Source organism: Nonomuraea sp. 3N208 (assembly GCF_052245935.1).
In the GTDB taxonomy this organism is placed as follows: domain Bacteria; phylum Actinomycetota; class Actinomycetes; order Streptosporangiales; family Streptosporangiaceae; genus Nonomuraea.
In genome coordinates, this window is the sequence record NZ_JBQQBR010000046.1 from 1 (window position 1) to 14385 (window position 14385).

Annotated in this window: 16 protein-coding genes, 1 tRNA gene and 1 pseudogene; 8 read left to right on the top strand and 10 right to left on the bottom strand. The window is 68.0% G+C overall.

Translation table 11 applies throughout. From position 1 onward, the window contains the following. From ACTWPT_RS47650 to ACTWPT_RS47660, 3 genes are all read left to right on the top strand, one after another. Positions 1-331 (top strand): IS66 family transposase (locus ACTWPT_RS47650; protein WP_443184171.1); only part of this gene is annotated, 331 nt, incomplete at its 5' end. 59 nt (positions 332-390) lie between these two features. Beyond that, on the top strand, positions 391-981 hold the full coding sequence (locus tag ACTWPT_RS47655; RefSeq protein ID WP_443184172.1) for a hypothetical protein: 591 nt from the start codon (positions 391-393) through the stop codon (positions 979-981). Between the two features lie 235 nt (positions 982-1216). Next, positions 1217-1774: a hypothetical protein gene (locus tag ACTWPT_RS47660; protein WP_443184173.1), complete on the top strand. Its 558-nt coding sequence runs from the start codon at positions 1217-1219 to the stop codon at positions 1772-1774. 77 nt (positions 1775-1851) lie between these two features. Here the strand turns inward: ACTWPT_RS47660 and ACTWPT_RS47665 are convergent. After that, a pseudogene (locus ACTWPT_RS47665) lies at positions 1852-2209 on the bottom strand (transposase); the annotation flags it as partial. A 117-nt stretch (positions 2210-2326) separates the two neighbouring features. Continuing rightward, a tRNA-Lys gene (locus ACTWPT_RS47670) sits at positions 2327-2400 on the bottom strand. 135 nt (positions 2401-2535) lie between these two features. On the opposite strand from ACTWPT_RS47670, the gene ACTWPT_RS47675 reads away from it, so the two are divergent. Both ACTWPT_RS47675 and ACTWPT_RS47680 read left to right on the top strand, forming a co-directional pair. Beyond that, positions 2536-3375 (top strand): AAA family ATPase, encoded by an 840-nt coding sequence (locus ACTWPT_RS47675; RefSeq protein WP_443184174.1) that lies wholly within the window; start codon positions 2536-2538, stop codon positions 3373-3375. Continuing rightward, positions 3368-4735, top strand: a complete 1368-nt coding sequence (locus ACTWPT_RS47680; RefSeq protein WP_443184175.1) for a vWA domain-containing protein — start codon at positions 3368-3370, stop codon at positions 4733-4735. The genes ACTWPT_RS47675 and ACTWPT_RS47680 overlap by 8 nt, the downstream gene beginning before the upstream one ends. Here ACTWPT_RS47680 and ACTWPT_RS47685 read toward each other — a convergent pair. After that, a complete protein-coding gene (locus ACTWPT_RS47685; protein ID WP_443184176.1) occupies positions 4732-5370 on the bottom strand; it encodes a nuclease-related domain-containing protein in 639 nt (212 codons plus the stop codon). The two genes, ACTWPT_RS47680 and ACTWPT_RS47685, sit on opposite strands and share 4 nt — an antisense overlap. A 282-nt stretch (positions 5371-5652) precedes the next feature. On the opposite strand from ACTWPT_RS47685, the gene ACTWPT_RS47690 reads away from it, so the two are divergent. Further along, on the top strand, positions 5653-6252 hold the full coding sequence (locus ACTWPT_RS47690; RefSeq protein ID WP_443184177.1) for a TetR/AcrR family transcriptional regulator: 600 nt from the start codon (positions 5653-5655) through the stop codon (positions 6250-6252). Here the strand turns inward: ACTWPT_RS47690 and ACTWPT_RS47695 are convergent. The 3 genes from ACTWPT_RS47695 to ACTWPT_RS47705 are packed head-to-tail and all read right to left on the bottom strand — an operon-like array spanning position 6223 to position 9661. Beyond that, entirely contained in the window at positions 6223-7302 is a 1080-nt protein-coding gene (locus ACTWPT_RS47695; RefSeq protein ID WP_443184178.1) for an acyl-CoA dehydrogenase family protein, read from the bottom strand. The genes ACTWPT_RS47690 and ACTWPT_RS47695 overlap by 30 nt on opposite strands. Then, entirely contained in the window at positions 7299-8462 is a 1164-nt protein-coding gene (locus tag ACTWPT_RS47700) for an acyl-CoA dehydrogenase family protein (RefSeq protein WP_443184243.1), read from the bottom strand. Before ACTWPT_RS47700 ends, ACTWPT_RS47695 begins: the two co-directional genes overlap by 4 nt. Then, positions 8459-9661 (bottom strand): acyl-CoA dehydrogenase family protein, encoded by a 1203-nt coding sequence (locus ACTWPT_RS47705; RefSeq protein WP_443184179.1) that lies wholly within the window; start codon positions 9659-9661, stop codon positions 8459-8461. Before ACTWPT_RS47705 ends, ACTWPT_RS47700 begins: the two co-directional genes overlap by 4 nt. Positions 9662-9767: 106 nt before the next feature. Here ACTWPT_RS47705 and ACTWPT_RS47710 point away from each other — a divergent pair, with 106 nt between their 5' ends. Then, entirely contained in the window at positions 9768-10346 is a 579-nt protein-coding gene (locus ACTWPT_RS47710; protein WP_443184180.1) for a GNAT family N-acetyltransferase, read from the top strand. Between the two features lie 160 nt (positions 10347-10506). On the opposite strand, the gene ACTWPT_RS47715 is transcribed toward ACTWPT_RS47710, so the two are convergent. After that, entirely contained in the window at positions 10507-11094 is a 588-nt protein-coding gene (locus tag ACTWPT_RS47715) for a TetR/AcrR family transcriptional regulator (protein WP_443184181.1), read from the bottom strand. 85 nt (positions 11095-11179) lie between these two features. Here ACTWPT_RS47715 and ACTWPT_RS47720 point away from each other — a divergent pair, with 85 nt between their 5' ends. After that, positions 11180-12388: an FAD-dependent monooxygenase gene (locus ACTWPT_RS47720; RefSeq protein WP_443184182.1), complete on the top strand. Its 1209-nt coding sequence runs from the start codon at positions 11180-11182 to the stop codon at positions 12386-12388. Between the two features lie 57 nt (positions 12389-12445). Here ACTWPT_RS47720 and ACTWPT_RS47725 read toward each other — a convergent pair whose 3' ends face one another. The 3 genes from ACTWPT_RS47725 to ACTWPT_RS47735 all read right to left on the bottom strand — a co-directional run bounded on the left by ACTWPT_RS47725 (position 12446) and on the right by ACTWPT_RS47735 (position 14358). Beyond that, complete coding sequence (locus ACTWPT_RS47725; RefSeq protein WP_443184183.1) at positions 12446-13336, bottom strand: hypothetical protein; 891 nt, start codon at positions 13334-13336, stop codon at positions 12446-12448. A 186-nt stretch (positions 13337-13522) separates the two neighbouring features. Then, on the bottom strand, positions 13523-13897 hold the full coding sequence (locus ACTWPT_RS47730) for a VOC family protein (protein WP_443184184.1): 375 nt from the start codon (positions 13895-13897) through the stop codon (positions 13523-13525). A 116-nt stretch (positions 13898-14013) separates the two neighbouring features. Beyond that, positions 14014-14358 carry a PRC-barrel domain-containing protein gene (locus ACTWPT_RS47735; RefSeq protein WP_443184185.1) on the bottom strand — a complete coding sequence of 115 codons (345 nt, stop codon included), beginning with the start codon at positions 14356-14358 and terminating at the stop codon, positions 14014-14016. Positions 14359-14385 lie beyond the last annotated feature (27 nt).

Here is a 14385-nt window from a genome sequence, read left to right on the forward strand (position 1 = left end):
GTCGCTGCATCCACGTGCCCCGGGCCGCAAACAGAGCCCGGCCCGCAACCTGCTGGAGCGCCTGCGCGACCGCAGTGCCGACGTGCTGCGCTTCGCCGACAACCCCGGTGTGGTGCCCTTCACCAACAACACCGGTGAGCACGCGCTTCGACCGGTCAAGACCCAGGTGAAGATCTCCGGCTGTCATCAATCGGAGACCGGCGCCGCCGCATGGCTGGCGGTCCGCTCCTACCTCGACTCGGCCCGCAAGCACGGCCTGAACGCCCTGGACACGATCCGCCGAGCCTTCACCGGCCACCTCTGGATGCCCCCGATCGTCCTGACCGACTGACCAGCAAGCATCACAAAGCGTCACAGAGCTGATGAATGCTTACCCTGCTGGAGTAGCAAATGACCGAGCCTTCATTTGAAGCGACTCCACTGCCGCAAGTATGGGGGCCTGGACGTTCATGGTCTCCCGGTTACCGAGTAGACGGGCAGAATCTCGACGCAACCTCCGACACGGAAATGCCGGAGTGGCGCGCCTGGGCACTTGACGGTGGGCCGACCAGTTGGCCGGAGGCGCTGGACAGCCTGGAGATCGATCGTTCCGCGGTAAGAGACGTCGCACGCGCATTGCTGGCCGACCTGGAGGCATATACCGCGCTGCGGGTCTGGCCCAGATCCGATGACGGCTCTCTCGCGAACCTGGAGCAGGGAGCCGAGCCCGCCAGACTCCTCGATATGCCCAGGTTCGGCGAATTCCATCCGGGAATCGACCTGGGAAACTTCGAGGGAGGCCCGCCCAACGATTCCCACGATTTCGCCAAACTCGGCGCCGTCAATTACTTTCACGATTTCATGGTGCTGTCACTCGAGCAGTTTTTCAAGTCCTACGCCTCCTATATTGCCAGACTGGCTCAGAGTGTCGAGGAATACGAACTGGCGGAAGAGGCATCCACCCTGAGCGATCTCGGGGCAATCCAGAACGATGACGAGTGATATGACATGACCAAGCTGACAGCCTGGTATAAGAATGGTACCAGACCGGATGACGCTCTCCTTGAGATGCGGTTCGACCACTACGACTATGAGCAGCGGGGCAACGAATACCATGCCCGCATCGAATCCATACGGGGAGAGATTGCGGGAACGTACGGAAGAGCGCTCATTTCCATTGCGGACACTTTGGTAGAGACCGTCTCCACTGTCACCACAAGGGGTCAGGAGCTCGCCGATGCCTGGGGGGGGAGACGCCGCCAAAGAGGCGGTTAACGACCTTGGCGTGCTCCGGAAAGCAGTCATAGAGTTGGCGGCTGCCGTAGGAACGGCCGGTGAGGGCGTCCGCTGGTTCGGCGAGGACGTGTACCCGTGCTTCGCCGACGCCATTGTCGGCGGCTTCACTGATGGGGACCCCATCTGGGATCACGAGTTCGTCGGCAACAACTGCGACTGCAGTTCGCTCTATACCAACCCGCTCTCGTGGACCGGAGTCGACTCCGCCACGTGCATCCGGCAAGAACACGAATATTACTATGAACATAGCGACAGATGGATCACGCATCCCCGTGACGCGATCCCAGTGGTCAACCGTGAAGACTTCTACTCCAGCGAGCTCGGCCGCTTCGTCAACGAAACAGAGCGTCAGGCGATAGAGGATCGACGCTTGGATCCTCTTACCGCCTATAAGACCGCAGCGGCACGCCGGCAGATGGACAGGTTGAACGGCTACCTCGAAGAGCTGCACGCGTTTCTGCCGGGGAAAGCCATCTGCCACTTCCCCGACGACGCGTAGAAACTGCTTCTTCTGGAGGTGGCGAGCTTGTCACTTCAGGTGTGTAAAGTCCATTTCGGGGTGATGAAGGGTTTTCTTCACCTGATCCGTCCTGGATAGGCGATGTCAAGTTCGATGAGCGCTTCGCGCGCCAGCCGGTGGTGCGTTGTCCCTCGGTGAGGCGTGCGGCGCTGGGCGAGGTTTTGATCTTGCCGGTGGTCTCTTGTGCGCGGCGCGTTCGCGGGCGCGTTTGTCCTCGATGTTGATGATGGCCGGCCAGAGCAGTTGACCACGGCGTCGTCGCCGGGGAAGTGCCTGCGGGCCTTGGCGACCTTGCGTAGCTGGTGGTTCAGACTCGATGCCGTTGGCGGTGTAGAGCAGCCGGCGCACCGGGCCGGTGAAGGCGAAGAACGGGGTGAGGCGATCCCAGGCGGCCTCGAACAAGCAGGCCGATTCGCCGGCGGTCGCGGTCTCCAGCGGGGTCTTGGCCGACCACATGCCCATGGCGAGGTCGAGGGCTTCCGAAAACCGAAAAACCCCAGCTCACCGCAGTGAGCTGGGGTTTCGAACGGGTGCGCCGCCAGGGACTCGAACCCCGGACCCGCTGATTAAGAGTCAGCTGCTCTAACCAACTGAGCTAGCGGCGCCTGCAGAGGAATATACCGGTGATCCCCATCCCGGTCGAATCGGTATCAGGCGGGCTCCTGCCGCCGGTCAGGCGCCAGGGGCTCCGCCCGGCTAGAATAAAGTTCGGCCCCGAGCTCCGGCAGACAGGATCATCAATGTTCGACTCGCCCGCCGACGTGACGGAGCGGCTCGCCGCCGTGGACTACCTCGCCGACGACGCCATCTCTACCTCGGTGTTCCTGGCCGCGGCCCTGGGCAAGCCGCTGCTGGTCGAGGGTCCCGCGGGGGTCGGCAAGACGCAGCTGGCCAAGGCGGTGGCGCTGGCCACGGGCGCCCAGCTGATCAGGTTGCAGTGTTACGAGGGGCTCGACGAGGCCCGGGCGCTGTACGAGTGGAACTACAAGAAGCAGCTGCTCAGGATCCAGGCCACCAGCGCCGACGACGACATCTTCAGCGAGGAGTTCCTGCTTGAGCGGCCGCTGCTCAAGGCGATCAGGTCGGCCGATCCCACGGTGCTGCTCATCGACGAGACCGACAAGGCCGACGTGGAGGTCGAGGGGCTGCTGCTGGAGCTGCTGTCCGACTTCCAGGTGACGATCCCCGAGCTGGGGACCATCGCCGCGACGCGCCGGCCGTACGTGGTGCTGACCTCCAACGCCACGCGCGAGCTGTCCGAGGCGCTCAAGCGGCGCTGCCTCTACCTGCACATCGAGTACCCGACCCCCGAGCGGGAGCGGGACATCGTGCTCAGCCAGGTGCCGACCATCCGGGCCGACCTGGCCGAGCAGTTGGCCAGGACGGTCGCGACGCTGCGGGCGCTGGAGCTGAAGAAGGCGCCGTCGGTGGCCGAGACCGTGGACTGGGCCAACACGCTGCTGGCGCTCGGCCGGGACGAGCTGGACGAGGCGACGGTGGCGGGGACCCTGGGCGTGGTGCTGAAGCACGCCTCCGACCATGAGCGGGCGGTCAAGGAGCTGGGGTTGCCGGATGCCTGACTCTCTCGTCGACCGGCACGTGGGCTTCGTGCACGCGTTGCGCGCGGCCGGGGTGCCGGTGTCGGTGGCCGAGGGGCTGGACGCGGCGCACGCGCTGCGGGTGATCGAGCTGGCCGACCGGGAGTCGCTGCGCGCCGCTTACGCGGCGACGCTGGTCAAGAAGCCCGCGTACCGGCCGGGGTTCGACGTGCTGTTCGACCTGTGGTTCCCGGCGGCGACCACCGGCATGTACGCCGAACGCCCGGATAAGACGATAAATCCGGAAAAGGCGGCGGTTGAGGAGCTTCGCGAGCACCTCGCAAGCCTCCTGACCGGCGGCACCGACCAGGAGCTGCGCGAGTTCGCCCAGGCCATGGTCGAGCGCTTCGGACGCCAGCCCGCCGGCCCCGGCCGCCAAGGCTGGTTCTCCTACAGCGTCATGCGCGCCCTCTCCCCCGAGACCCTGATGGCCCGTATCCTTCGCAACGTCCTGGCCGGCCAGGAACGCGGCGGCCTGGCGGAGAAGACCGTGCGCCAGCAGGTCAACGCCGGCGTCCGGCGCTTCGAGGAGGCCGTCGCCACCGACGTGCGCCGCCGCATCGCCGAGGACTCCGGGATCGAGCGCATCGCCCGCTCCGCCGTGCGCCCCCCGCTCGACCAGATCGACTTCCTGCGCATCACGAAGGCCGACCTGGCCCGGCTGCGCCGAGAGGTCTACCCGCTGGCCAGGCGCCTGGCGGCACGGCTGACGATCAAGCACAGGAAGGGCCGGCGCGGGCGGCTGGACTTCCGCAGGACCATGCGGGCCTCGCTGCAGAGCGGCGGCGTGCCGCTGACCACCCATTTCAGGCCGCCCCGGCCGCACAAGCCGGAGCTGGTCATCCTCTGCGACACCAGCGACTCGGTCTCGTCGTTCGCGCATTTCACGCTGCTGCTCACGTACGCACTCAGGGAGCAGTTCACGAAAGTGCGGACGTTCGGCTTCGTGGACACGGTAGACGAGATCACCCGGTTCTTCGTGCCGGGCGCCGACGTGGTGGAGGCGATGACCAGGCTGGCGAACGAGGCCGACATGGTGCGCTTCGGCCGCACCAACTACGGCCACTCGCTGCAGCGTTTCGCCGAACGGTACGGCGACGCGATCGGTCCCAAGACCTCGCTGCTGATCCTCGGTGACGCCCGGTCCAACTACCAGCCGCCCGCCTTGGACGTGCTCAAGTCCCTGGTGTCCAGGTCCCGGCACGCCTACTGGCTCAACCCCGAGCCGAGGCGGCAGTGGGACACGGGCGACTCGGTGGCGGGCGACTACGGCACGGTCGTCCCGATGTACGAGTGTCGCAACGTCGCCCAGCTCACCGCGTTCATCGGAACGCTGGCCTAGACCTTCTGCAGCGCCCTGGCCGCCGTGCGGGTGAGCAGCTCGATCTGCTCCTCGGTGTAGACCTTGCCCTCGGCCGCCTTGATCACCTTTGCCGCCAGCCGCGGCCTGAGCAGCGTGAGCCCCTCGGCCACCAGGATGCCGCCCTTGGGCAGGTCCCCGCAGTGGACCGCGAGCATGGGAGAGATCGTCACCGGGATGCGCGTCTCGCGGGTGAGCAGCTCGGCGAACGCCTCGGCGGCTCCCACCAGCGCCTTGGCCTCCTTGGAGCCGTACTTCTCGCCGAAGAACAGCCGCCCGGCGTAGCAGGCGATCTCGGTGTCGGGGCTCCAGGACTCGTTGTCCACGATCCACACGCCGGCCGGACCGATCACCAGGTGGTCGATCGAGGCCTGGTCGCGGATGGCGCGGCCGTCGAGCACGTTGTAGCCCTGCTTGCCGAGCGACCTGCGCAGCAGCCTTCCTGTGATCACCTCACCGCGCTTCGCCCCACGCCAGACCGCGGTCGCGTGGAACGAACGCCAGTCGAGGAACCAGTCGCCACCGGCGACCAAGCCGCCGAGGAAGAGGCCGATGAACGGCGCGGCACCCGTGAGGTCGAACCTGATCGCCAGCGCCACGCCTATGACGAATGCCACAGCCGTCTTGACATACCTGGCCCTGCGGCGGTTCTGGGCATCCTCACGCCAGAACTTCTCGTACCACCACTGGGGGGAATTCCCCGTGTATTTTTCGCTTGGCTGCACGTAGATAGAGCCACCGGGCACGGCAAACTCCCCGAATGAGTAGGTAGAACAGGATCTGCCACGCCGAAGATCCCTCGCCGGTCAAGGGATACCCTTCCCCCAACCAAGGCAAGCCTAAGGTGACGCTATTCGAACCAGCAAGGCCAGTAACCGACCAGTCGGTATGCTAGGTCCGTGACTCATGTGAAAGAGGAACCGGTCAGGCAGCGGCTCCTGGCCGAGGCGACCCGATTGTTCGCCGAGCGCGGGTTCGAGGGCACCTCTGTGCAGGAGGTGGTTTCGGCGGCCGGCGTCACCAAAGGCGCCATGTACCACTATTTCGACTCCAAAGACGATCTGTTGCACGAGATCTACGCCCGGGTGCTGCGCATGCAGATGGACCGGTTGACGCAGATCGCCGACGGCCCAGGCACGCTGAAGGAGCGCCTGCACGGAGCCGCGGCCGACGTTGTGGAGACCACGACCGCGAACCTCGACGACTCCAAGATCTTCTTCAGGTCGATGCACCTGCTCGCGCCCGAGACGCAGAAGACCGTGCGTGCCGAGCGCCGCCGCTACCACGAGCGGTTCCGTGACCTGGTGGCCGAAGGGCAGCGCACGGGCGTCTTCAGTGACAAGGTGCCCGCCGAGCTGGTCGTGGACTACTTCTTCGGCTCGGTGCACCACCTGGGCACGTGGTTCCACGCGGAGGGGCCGCTGACCGGCGCCCAGGTGGGCAGGCACTTCGCCGACCTGCTGCTCGCCTCACTCGGGGCCGGGGACGCCGGCGAGTGAGGCCAGCGCCTCACGGTGGTCGCCGGGCGTGCCCAGCGCGATCTCACTGGCCTTGGCGCGCTTGAGATAGAGATGGACGGGATGCTCCCACGTCATCCCGATCCCGCCGTGCAACTGCAGGGCCTCCTCGGCGGCGTGCACGGCCACGGCCGCGTTCCACAACTGGGCCACCGCCACAGAGAGGGGCGAGGGGTCGGCGACCGCGTTCCTGGCGGCGGCCCTGGCCCTCACCACGTCCAGCCACAGGTCGGCCAGCCGGTGCTTGATCGCTTGGAAGGAGCCGACGGGGCGGGCGAACTGGTGGCGTTCCTTGACATAGCCGAGCGTCGAGTCGAGGCACCACTCGGCCACCCCGAGCTGTTCGGAGGCCAGTAGCGCCGCGCCGGAGCGCAGCACCCCGGCCAGGTCGCAGGCCCCGACGCGGCGGGCCTCCGTCCGCTCGAAGGTGACGGTGGCCACCGGCCTGGTCAGGTCGAGTGACGGCACGAGCTCCACGGCCGCCCCCTCGGTGGCGTACAACTCGCCGTCCACCGGCACCAGCAGCACGTCGGCCACATCCGCCCCGGCGACGCCGGTGACCGTGCCCGACAACTGCCCGTCCTCGACCCGCACCGACGAGCCGCGCAGCGGCCGGTACGGCGAGGCCGCGAACGACACCGCGAGCGCGGCCGTCCTCCAGCCCTCGGCCAGCTCCCCGAGCAGCGCGTCCCCGGTCGGCAGCAGCGCCTGGGTGGCCAGCACCGAGCTGGTGAAGAACGGCACCGGCGCCACCGCCCGGCCCAGCTCCTCCAGGACCACGGCCACCTCGCTGGCCGACGCCCCGGCGCCGCCGAGCTCTTCGGGGATCAGCAGCCCGGCCACCCCGATCTCGCCGGCCAGCGTCTTCCACAGATCCAGGTCGCCCATGGAATTTACGGAGTTGTCAAGCGTGCGATGACCCGGGTCGGACTCGATCCGCTTCAGCACCGCGGCGGGCGGGCACCTGTCGGCGAGCAGCCCGCGCACAGCCGCCCGCAGCTCCTCCTCGACCTCGGAATACAGGAGTGTCATCGCGGCAGGTCCTTCCAGGGCACGTCCTTGTCGACGCGGGGCTCCGAGGGCAGGCCGAGCACCCGCTCGGCGATGATGTTGCGCAGGATCTCGGACGTGCCACCCTCGATCGAGTTGCCCTTGGCCCGCAGGTAGCGGTATCCGGGGCCGCGGCCGTAGAAGTCGACGTCCTCCGAGCGGCGGAACGTCCAGTCGTCGTAGCCCAGGTCGCGCTGGAACTCGACCTCGAACCCGGACAGCGCCTGGTTGAGCTTGGCGAACGACAACTTCATGCCCGACCCCTCGGGCCCGGGGTGGCCGGCGACGAGCTGCTCGCGCAGCCGCGCCCCCGACAGGCGCGTGACCTCGGCCTCCACCCAGAGCGCCAGCAACCGCTGGTGCAGGTCGTGCGTACGCAGCTCGGGGTGCGCGTGCCAGGCGTCGAGCACGGTGCCGACCATGCCGCCGCCGCGCCGCACGGGCGCGCCGCCGATGGCGACGCGTTCGTTCATGAGCGTGGTCTGCGCCACCCGCCAGCCGTCGCCGACCTCGCCGAGCCGCAGGTCGTCGGGCAGCCGCACGCCGGTGAGGAACACCTCGTTGAACTCGGCCTCGCCGGTGATCTGCCGCAGCGGCCGCACCTCGACTCCGGGCGCGTGCATGTCGCAGACGAAGTACGTCATCCCGCGGTGTTTCGGCACGTCAGGGTCGGTACGGGTGACGAGGATCCCCCAGCGCGAGTGATGGGCGCCGGACGTCCACACCTTCTGGCCGTCCACGACCCATTCATCACCGTCCCTGACCGCCCTGGTCGCGAGCGTGGCCAGGTCCGACCCGGCTCCCGGCTCGCTGAAGAGCTGGCACCAGATCTCCTCCCCCGTCCACAGCGGGCGCAGGAAGCGGCGCTTCTGCTCCTCCGTGCCGAACGCAAGGATCGTCGGCGCCGCCATGCCGAGCCCGATGCCCTGGACGCCGGTGTTGATCTGCGGCGTGCCGGCCAGCTCCCGCTCCACGACCTGCTGCAGTTCCCTGGCCGCGCCCAGCCCGCCGAGCCCTTCGGGGAACCACACCCAGGCCAGCCCGGCGTCGAACCTCGCCCGCAGGAACTCCAGCCGGTCCCCGCCCGGGTCGTGCGCGCCCAGGAACGCCGTGACCCGCTCCTTGATCTCCGCCTCGTTCACATCCACCTCTTGAGCTCGCGATAGGCCAGCGACCGCTTGTGCACCTCGTCGGGGCCGTCCGCCAGGCGCAGCGAGCGGGCGCCCGCCCACAGCCCGGCCAGCGGGAAGTCCTGCGAGACGCCGCCCGCGCCGTGCACCTGCACGGCCTTGTCGAGGATCCACTCCACGGTGATCGGGGTGGAGATCTTGATGGCCTGGATCTCGGTGTGCGCACCCTGGTTGCCCACCGTGTCCATGAGCCAGGCGGTCTTGAGCACGAGCAGGCGCAGCTGCTCGATCTTGATGCGGGACTCGGCGATCCACTCCTGGACGACGCCCTGCTGCGCGACGGCCTTGCCGAACGTGGTCCTGGCGAGCGCCCGCTTGCACATGAGCTCGACCGCCCGCTCGGCCATGCCGATCAGGCGCATGCAGTGGTGGATGCGGCCGGGACCGAGCCTGGCCTGGGCGATGGCGAAGCCGCCGCCTTCCTCGCCGATCAGGTTCTCGGCCGGGACGCGGACGTCCTGGAACTCGATCTCGGCGTGGCCGCCGTGGTCGGCATCGGTGTAGCCGAACACGTGCATGCCCCGTTTGATGTGCAGGCCCGGCGTGTCGCGGGGCACCAGGATCATGCTCTGCTGGCGGTGCTTGGGCGCGTCAGGGTTCGTCTTGCCCATGACGATGAAGATCTTGCAATGGGGGTTCATCGCACCGGAGATGAACCATTTGCGGCCGTTGATGACGTACTCGTCGCCGTCGCGCACGATGGAGGTGGCGATGTTCGTGGCGTCGGAGGAGGCCACGTCGGGCTCGGTCATCGCGAACGCGGAGCGGATCTCGCCGTCGAGCAGCGGCTGCAGCCATTCCTTGCGCTGCCACTCGCTGCCGAACATCGACAACACTTCCATGTTGCCGGTGTCGGGTGCGGCACAGTTGGTGGCCGTCGGCGCGATGGTGGGACTCCGGCCCATGATCTCGGCGAGGGGCGCGTATTGGAGGTTCGTCAGCCCGGCGCCATGCTCGCCGGGCAGGAACAGGTTCCACAGGCCGCGCTTCCTGGCCTCGTCCTTCAAGTCGGCCATCAGCGGCGGTGGGCTCCAGCCGCTGGTCGCCGCCTGCTCCTCGAAGGCGGGCTCGGCGGGGTAGACGCACTCGTCCATGAAGCGCAGCAGACGCTCACGCAGGTCCTCGGTGACATTGTCAAAGGCGAAGTCCATGACGCGAGCCTACCGACCGGCCGGTATGAGTGTCGACAGGTGGTTTCCCGCAAAAACCGCCATGTGGCCATAATCCCGACATTCGGTGTCCCCTATGGTTGCCGGCATGACCACGAAGTTGCCCGTCCCTGTGGTGCTCGAGAACGACGTCGTCCGGCTCGAGCCGCTCGCACTCCCCCACATACCCGACCTGTTCGCCGCCGGAGGCGGGGACGACGAGGTGTGGCGGTGGCTGTCCGTCCCCACCCCGCAGTCGGAGGAGGAGCTGGGGAAGGTCGCGCTGGGGCTGATCCACGACGACAAGCACATTCCCTTCGCCGTGGTGCTCAGGGAGTCCGGGCGGGCCGTCGGCTGGACGACCTATGCCGATGTGCCCGGCTTCGAGGCGAGCGTCGAGATCGGCTGGACCTGGTACGGCCGCGCGGTCTGGCGCACCGCCGTCAACACCGCCTGCAAGCTGTTGCTCATCGACCACGCCTTCGAGCTCGGGTACAACCGCGTCCTGCTCAAGACCGACAACCTCAACCTCCGCTCCCAGAACGCCATCAAGCGCATCGGCGGGTTCCACGAGGGCACCCTGCGGCGGCACCGCAAGAGGCCCGACGGCACCTGGCGCGACACGGTCTGCTTCGGCATCCTCGAAGAGGAGTGGCCAGAACACCGCGCTCGGTTGAATCGCACCTGACGGCCACACACAACTCGACGACAGCACACAACACGGGGCACACCTGCTCCCGCTACGGCGTCGCAGGACTGGGCGGCCACGCATTCGCCGGAGCCGCCCGCGTTGAGGAGCGACGAATTGAGCAGCTCTGGAGGAGACGGCGGCCGAACCCTGAGGCCGGTTACGAGCTAGAGGCCGGTCGCCCGGGGGCGGCGGTGTCGAGCATGCCGGTCAGGAGGTCTCGCATGGCCTCGATGAGCTCGTCCAAGGTGGGCATGCCCCCGGCGCCCGCGATGGCGTCGAACATGAGGCCCTCGCCGAAGGCCACCAGCTGGCGCGCGTGCCGTACCGGATCGCGTGAGCCCAGCGCGGCCAGCAGGGCGACGACGGGATCGCGGAAACGGCGGCCCGCCGCGTCGTAGATCTCGCGCAGCTCGGGCCGCCGAGTCGCCTCCAGCGCCAGCTCGTATCGGGCCAGCGTGCGCCTGCGGTCCTGGAGCTGGATGTGCAGCGCCTCGGCCGTCACGGTGGGCAGGTCGGACAGCTCCAACGCCTCGCTCTGGTACGCCGGCGCCAACGCCCGCATCTCCAGCTCCGTGAGCCGCGACAAGGTCAGCTCCAGCAGGGCGGCGCGGGTGCGGGCCAGGTTGGAGGTGGAGCCGGGCGGCAGGCCCGCGGCCTCGTCGACGGCTCGGTGGGTGAGGCCGCGCATGCCTCGCTCCGCCAGCAGCGTGATGGCCGTGTCCGCAACGGTCTCTGAGCGTTTCACGGAATCCGATACTACAGCGGTAGTGCACCTGAACTACAGGCGTAGTATGGTGAGACTACAGACGTAGTACGGAGGGGGTTCTGAGATGGCCAGGGCTGTAGTGATCGGCGGCGGGATCGGCGGGCTGACCAGCGGGATCGCGCTGCGCCGCAACGGGTGGGACGTGACCGTGTTAGAGCGGGCGCCCAAGATCGATCCGGTGGGGTCAGGGCTGGGGATCGCGGCCAACGCCCTCAAGGCGCTCGACACGCTCGCGCTGGGGGATCACATACGCAAGCTGTCCAGGATCCAGGGGCAGGTGGGGATTCGCAGGGGGGACGGGCGGTGGCTGGTGCACACCACGCCCGACGCGGCGGAGGCCCGCTACGGGGACTCCGCGGTCGTCCTGCTGCGGGCCACGCTGATGGAGGTGCTCGCGGACGCGCTGGAGGCCGATCGGCTGCGGCTGGGGGTCAGCGTGTCGGGGGTGGACGCCGACGAGGGCATCGTGCGTACCGATGACGGGGATCTTCGGGCGGATCTGATCGTGGCCGCCGACGGCATTCACTCGAAGGTCCGGCAGGCGCTCTTTCCTGAGCACCCTGGTCCGACGTACTCAGGGGTCACGGCCTGGCGGGGTCTCGTACCTCGGGGGGATCTGGAGATCGGGAGCACGGAGAGCTGGGGCAAAGGGCTGATATTCGGGGTCATACCGCTGGCCGATGACATGGTGTACGTGTACGCGACCGATGTGCTGCCTGCGGGCACCGTGTTCGAGGACGAGCGGGAGGAGCTGCTGCGGAGGTTCGGGGACTGGCATGAGCCGATTCCCGCGCTGCTGCGGGCGGCCGATCCCGGGCGGATCATACGCAACGACGTCTACTCGTTCGACACGCCGCTGCCTGCCTTCCATCGTGGGAAGGTGGCGCTGGTCGGGGATGCCGCGCACGCGATGACGCCGAACCTGGGGCAGGGGGCCTGCCAGGCGATCGAGGACGCGGTCGTGCTCGCCCACCTGGTTGGAGACGGGCAGGAGAGCAACGGCATGGCTGCGGCTACGCGTGGCGGCCGCCTCGACGCCTACACCGCCGCCCGGCTGGGGCGGACGTCGAAGGTGGTGCGGCAGTCGATGAGCATCTGCAGGATGACCAAGGTCCGTAATCCGGTCGCGGTCTGGCTGCGGGATCTCGGGATGTCCCTGGCCGCCCGGACCGTGCCGGACATGATGTTGCGGTCCATGGATGAGGTGCTGAGCTGGCGTCCGCCGGTGGGCGCTACGGACGCGGGCGAGCGCCATCGGATCGAAGGGCGATGATCGTCCCGGCTCGGCTCGGCTCGGCCGCTGATCCGACAGCAAGTGCCATGCGCCCGATCAGTTGGCGTCTGAGGTCGCTGTCACCGGGTGCGGGGACGGGACCGGGGGGACCTCGACCGAGGCCGGCTGGGTGTGGTCGGGGGCCAGGCGGCCAAGGGTGATCGTGCCGCCGATGGTGAGGGCGCTGGCCAGCAGGGCGGGGATCGCGGTGGACGGGCTGGTCGGCAGGGGCTCGCCGAGGAGGAGCGCTCCGGCCAGAACCGAGGTGATCGGATCGACGACCTGCACGCCGGCGTACGCGATCCCGAAGTACCCCACAGCGTACGAGCGCTGCAGCAGCACCACTGCGCAGACCAGCAGCACGGGCACGGCGAGCGTGAACCAGTGGACCAACCGCCCCCAGTCGCCCTCCATGCCGCCGCCGACCACCCGCACGAACGTCGACACGCTGGCGGTGACCACCCCCGCTCCCACGCTGAGCAGCAGCGCCCGCCCAGGGCCGTTGACGCGGCCCGCGAACACCTGCGTGACCAGGACGATCACCCCGATCACGGCCAGGAACCCGAGTGCGGCGCCGTTACCGAGCCGAGGCGGCACGTCGTGGTGCGGCACCAGCAGCATCAGCCAGAGCAGCCCCACGGCCACCGCTATCGAGCCGAAGATCTCCGCTTTGTGCGGCTTGCGCCCGTACATGAACGCCGCCAGCGGCACCGCGAACACCAGTGTGGCGACGCTGATGGGCTGGACGGCGACCAGCGGCGCGAAGCTCAGGGCCACGGCGTGCAGGCAGGCGCCGGTGAACCCGATGGCGCCGCCGATCCACCAGCGAGGGCGTCGGACCAGCCTGAGCGAAGCGCCCTCCGCCACCGCCTCGTACTGCTGCATGGCCGCGCCCAGCGCGTATCCAAGCGCTCCCGCCAGGGCGATGATCAGGCCGACCCAGGTCATGGTCGCCCACGCAGGGGCATGGATCCTTCCAAGAGCATTGCTCCAGCTTAGGAGGCGAGCGGAGCGGTGGAATCATACTTTCGGCGGATCATTGAGTGAATGTCGCTTGCCACCGACAGGAACATCTAGCCCATCCGTACGCCTCCACCGCAGGTCAGCACGCCACCTACAGCTACCGCGGCCCCGTCAGGACGGCTCGGGGCAGACACAGAACAGATGGCCCTCCGGGTCCTGGAGGACGATCCAGCGAGTGCCCTCGTCCGTGACCCCTGGCTGGAACTCCGGCTTGGTGGCTCCCAGCGCGATGTACTCCTCGGCTGCCTTCTCCACGTCCGGCACCCGGAAGTCGAAGTGGAACTGCTTGTCCGGCCCGGGCCACGCCGCAGGCTTGCGGTCGGGGACGCGGCCGAAGTAGATGTTCGTGGTGCCGTCGCCCACGGCGGCGTACTCGTCCTCCGAGTACTGGATTTCCCAGCCGGTGACCTCGTGGTAGAACGCGGCCAGTTTCTTGGGCTCCGCGCAGTCAAGGGTGAACGCCAGGAGCTTCGCCTTCGTCGTCATGGGTTCAGCCTTCCAGCTGTACCTGCCATCTCCTGTCAGGTACGGCAGCACGTCATGCGTGGCGAAGGGCCGCGCCCCGCCAGGAGGCGCGGCCCTTCTTTAACGGCACGCGCGAGTTACCCGGGGAACCGGCCGTAGTAGTCCCCAATACGGGCGCGGTACTCGGGCTCCTTGAACGTGCCCGCATCGAACTCGGGCGCGTCCTTGATCTCCGCCTTGGTGCGCGCGACGTACACGTTGCGCTCCTGAGGGTCGATGCTCGTGACGACCTGCGCCGGGAGCATGACCTTCTTGCCGAAGATCCAAGGGCCGGTGTCGACGATGATGTAGCTCTCGCCGACCTCGTACGTCGCCTCGTCGACGGTCCCGATCTTCCCGTCCGTCGCCTGCACGTGGTAGCCCACGAGGTCGAGGCTCCGTCCGCGGTCATAGACGTCAGGTCGATAGTCCCAGAGCTCCATTGGGGCTCTCTTCCTCTCTTCTTCCGT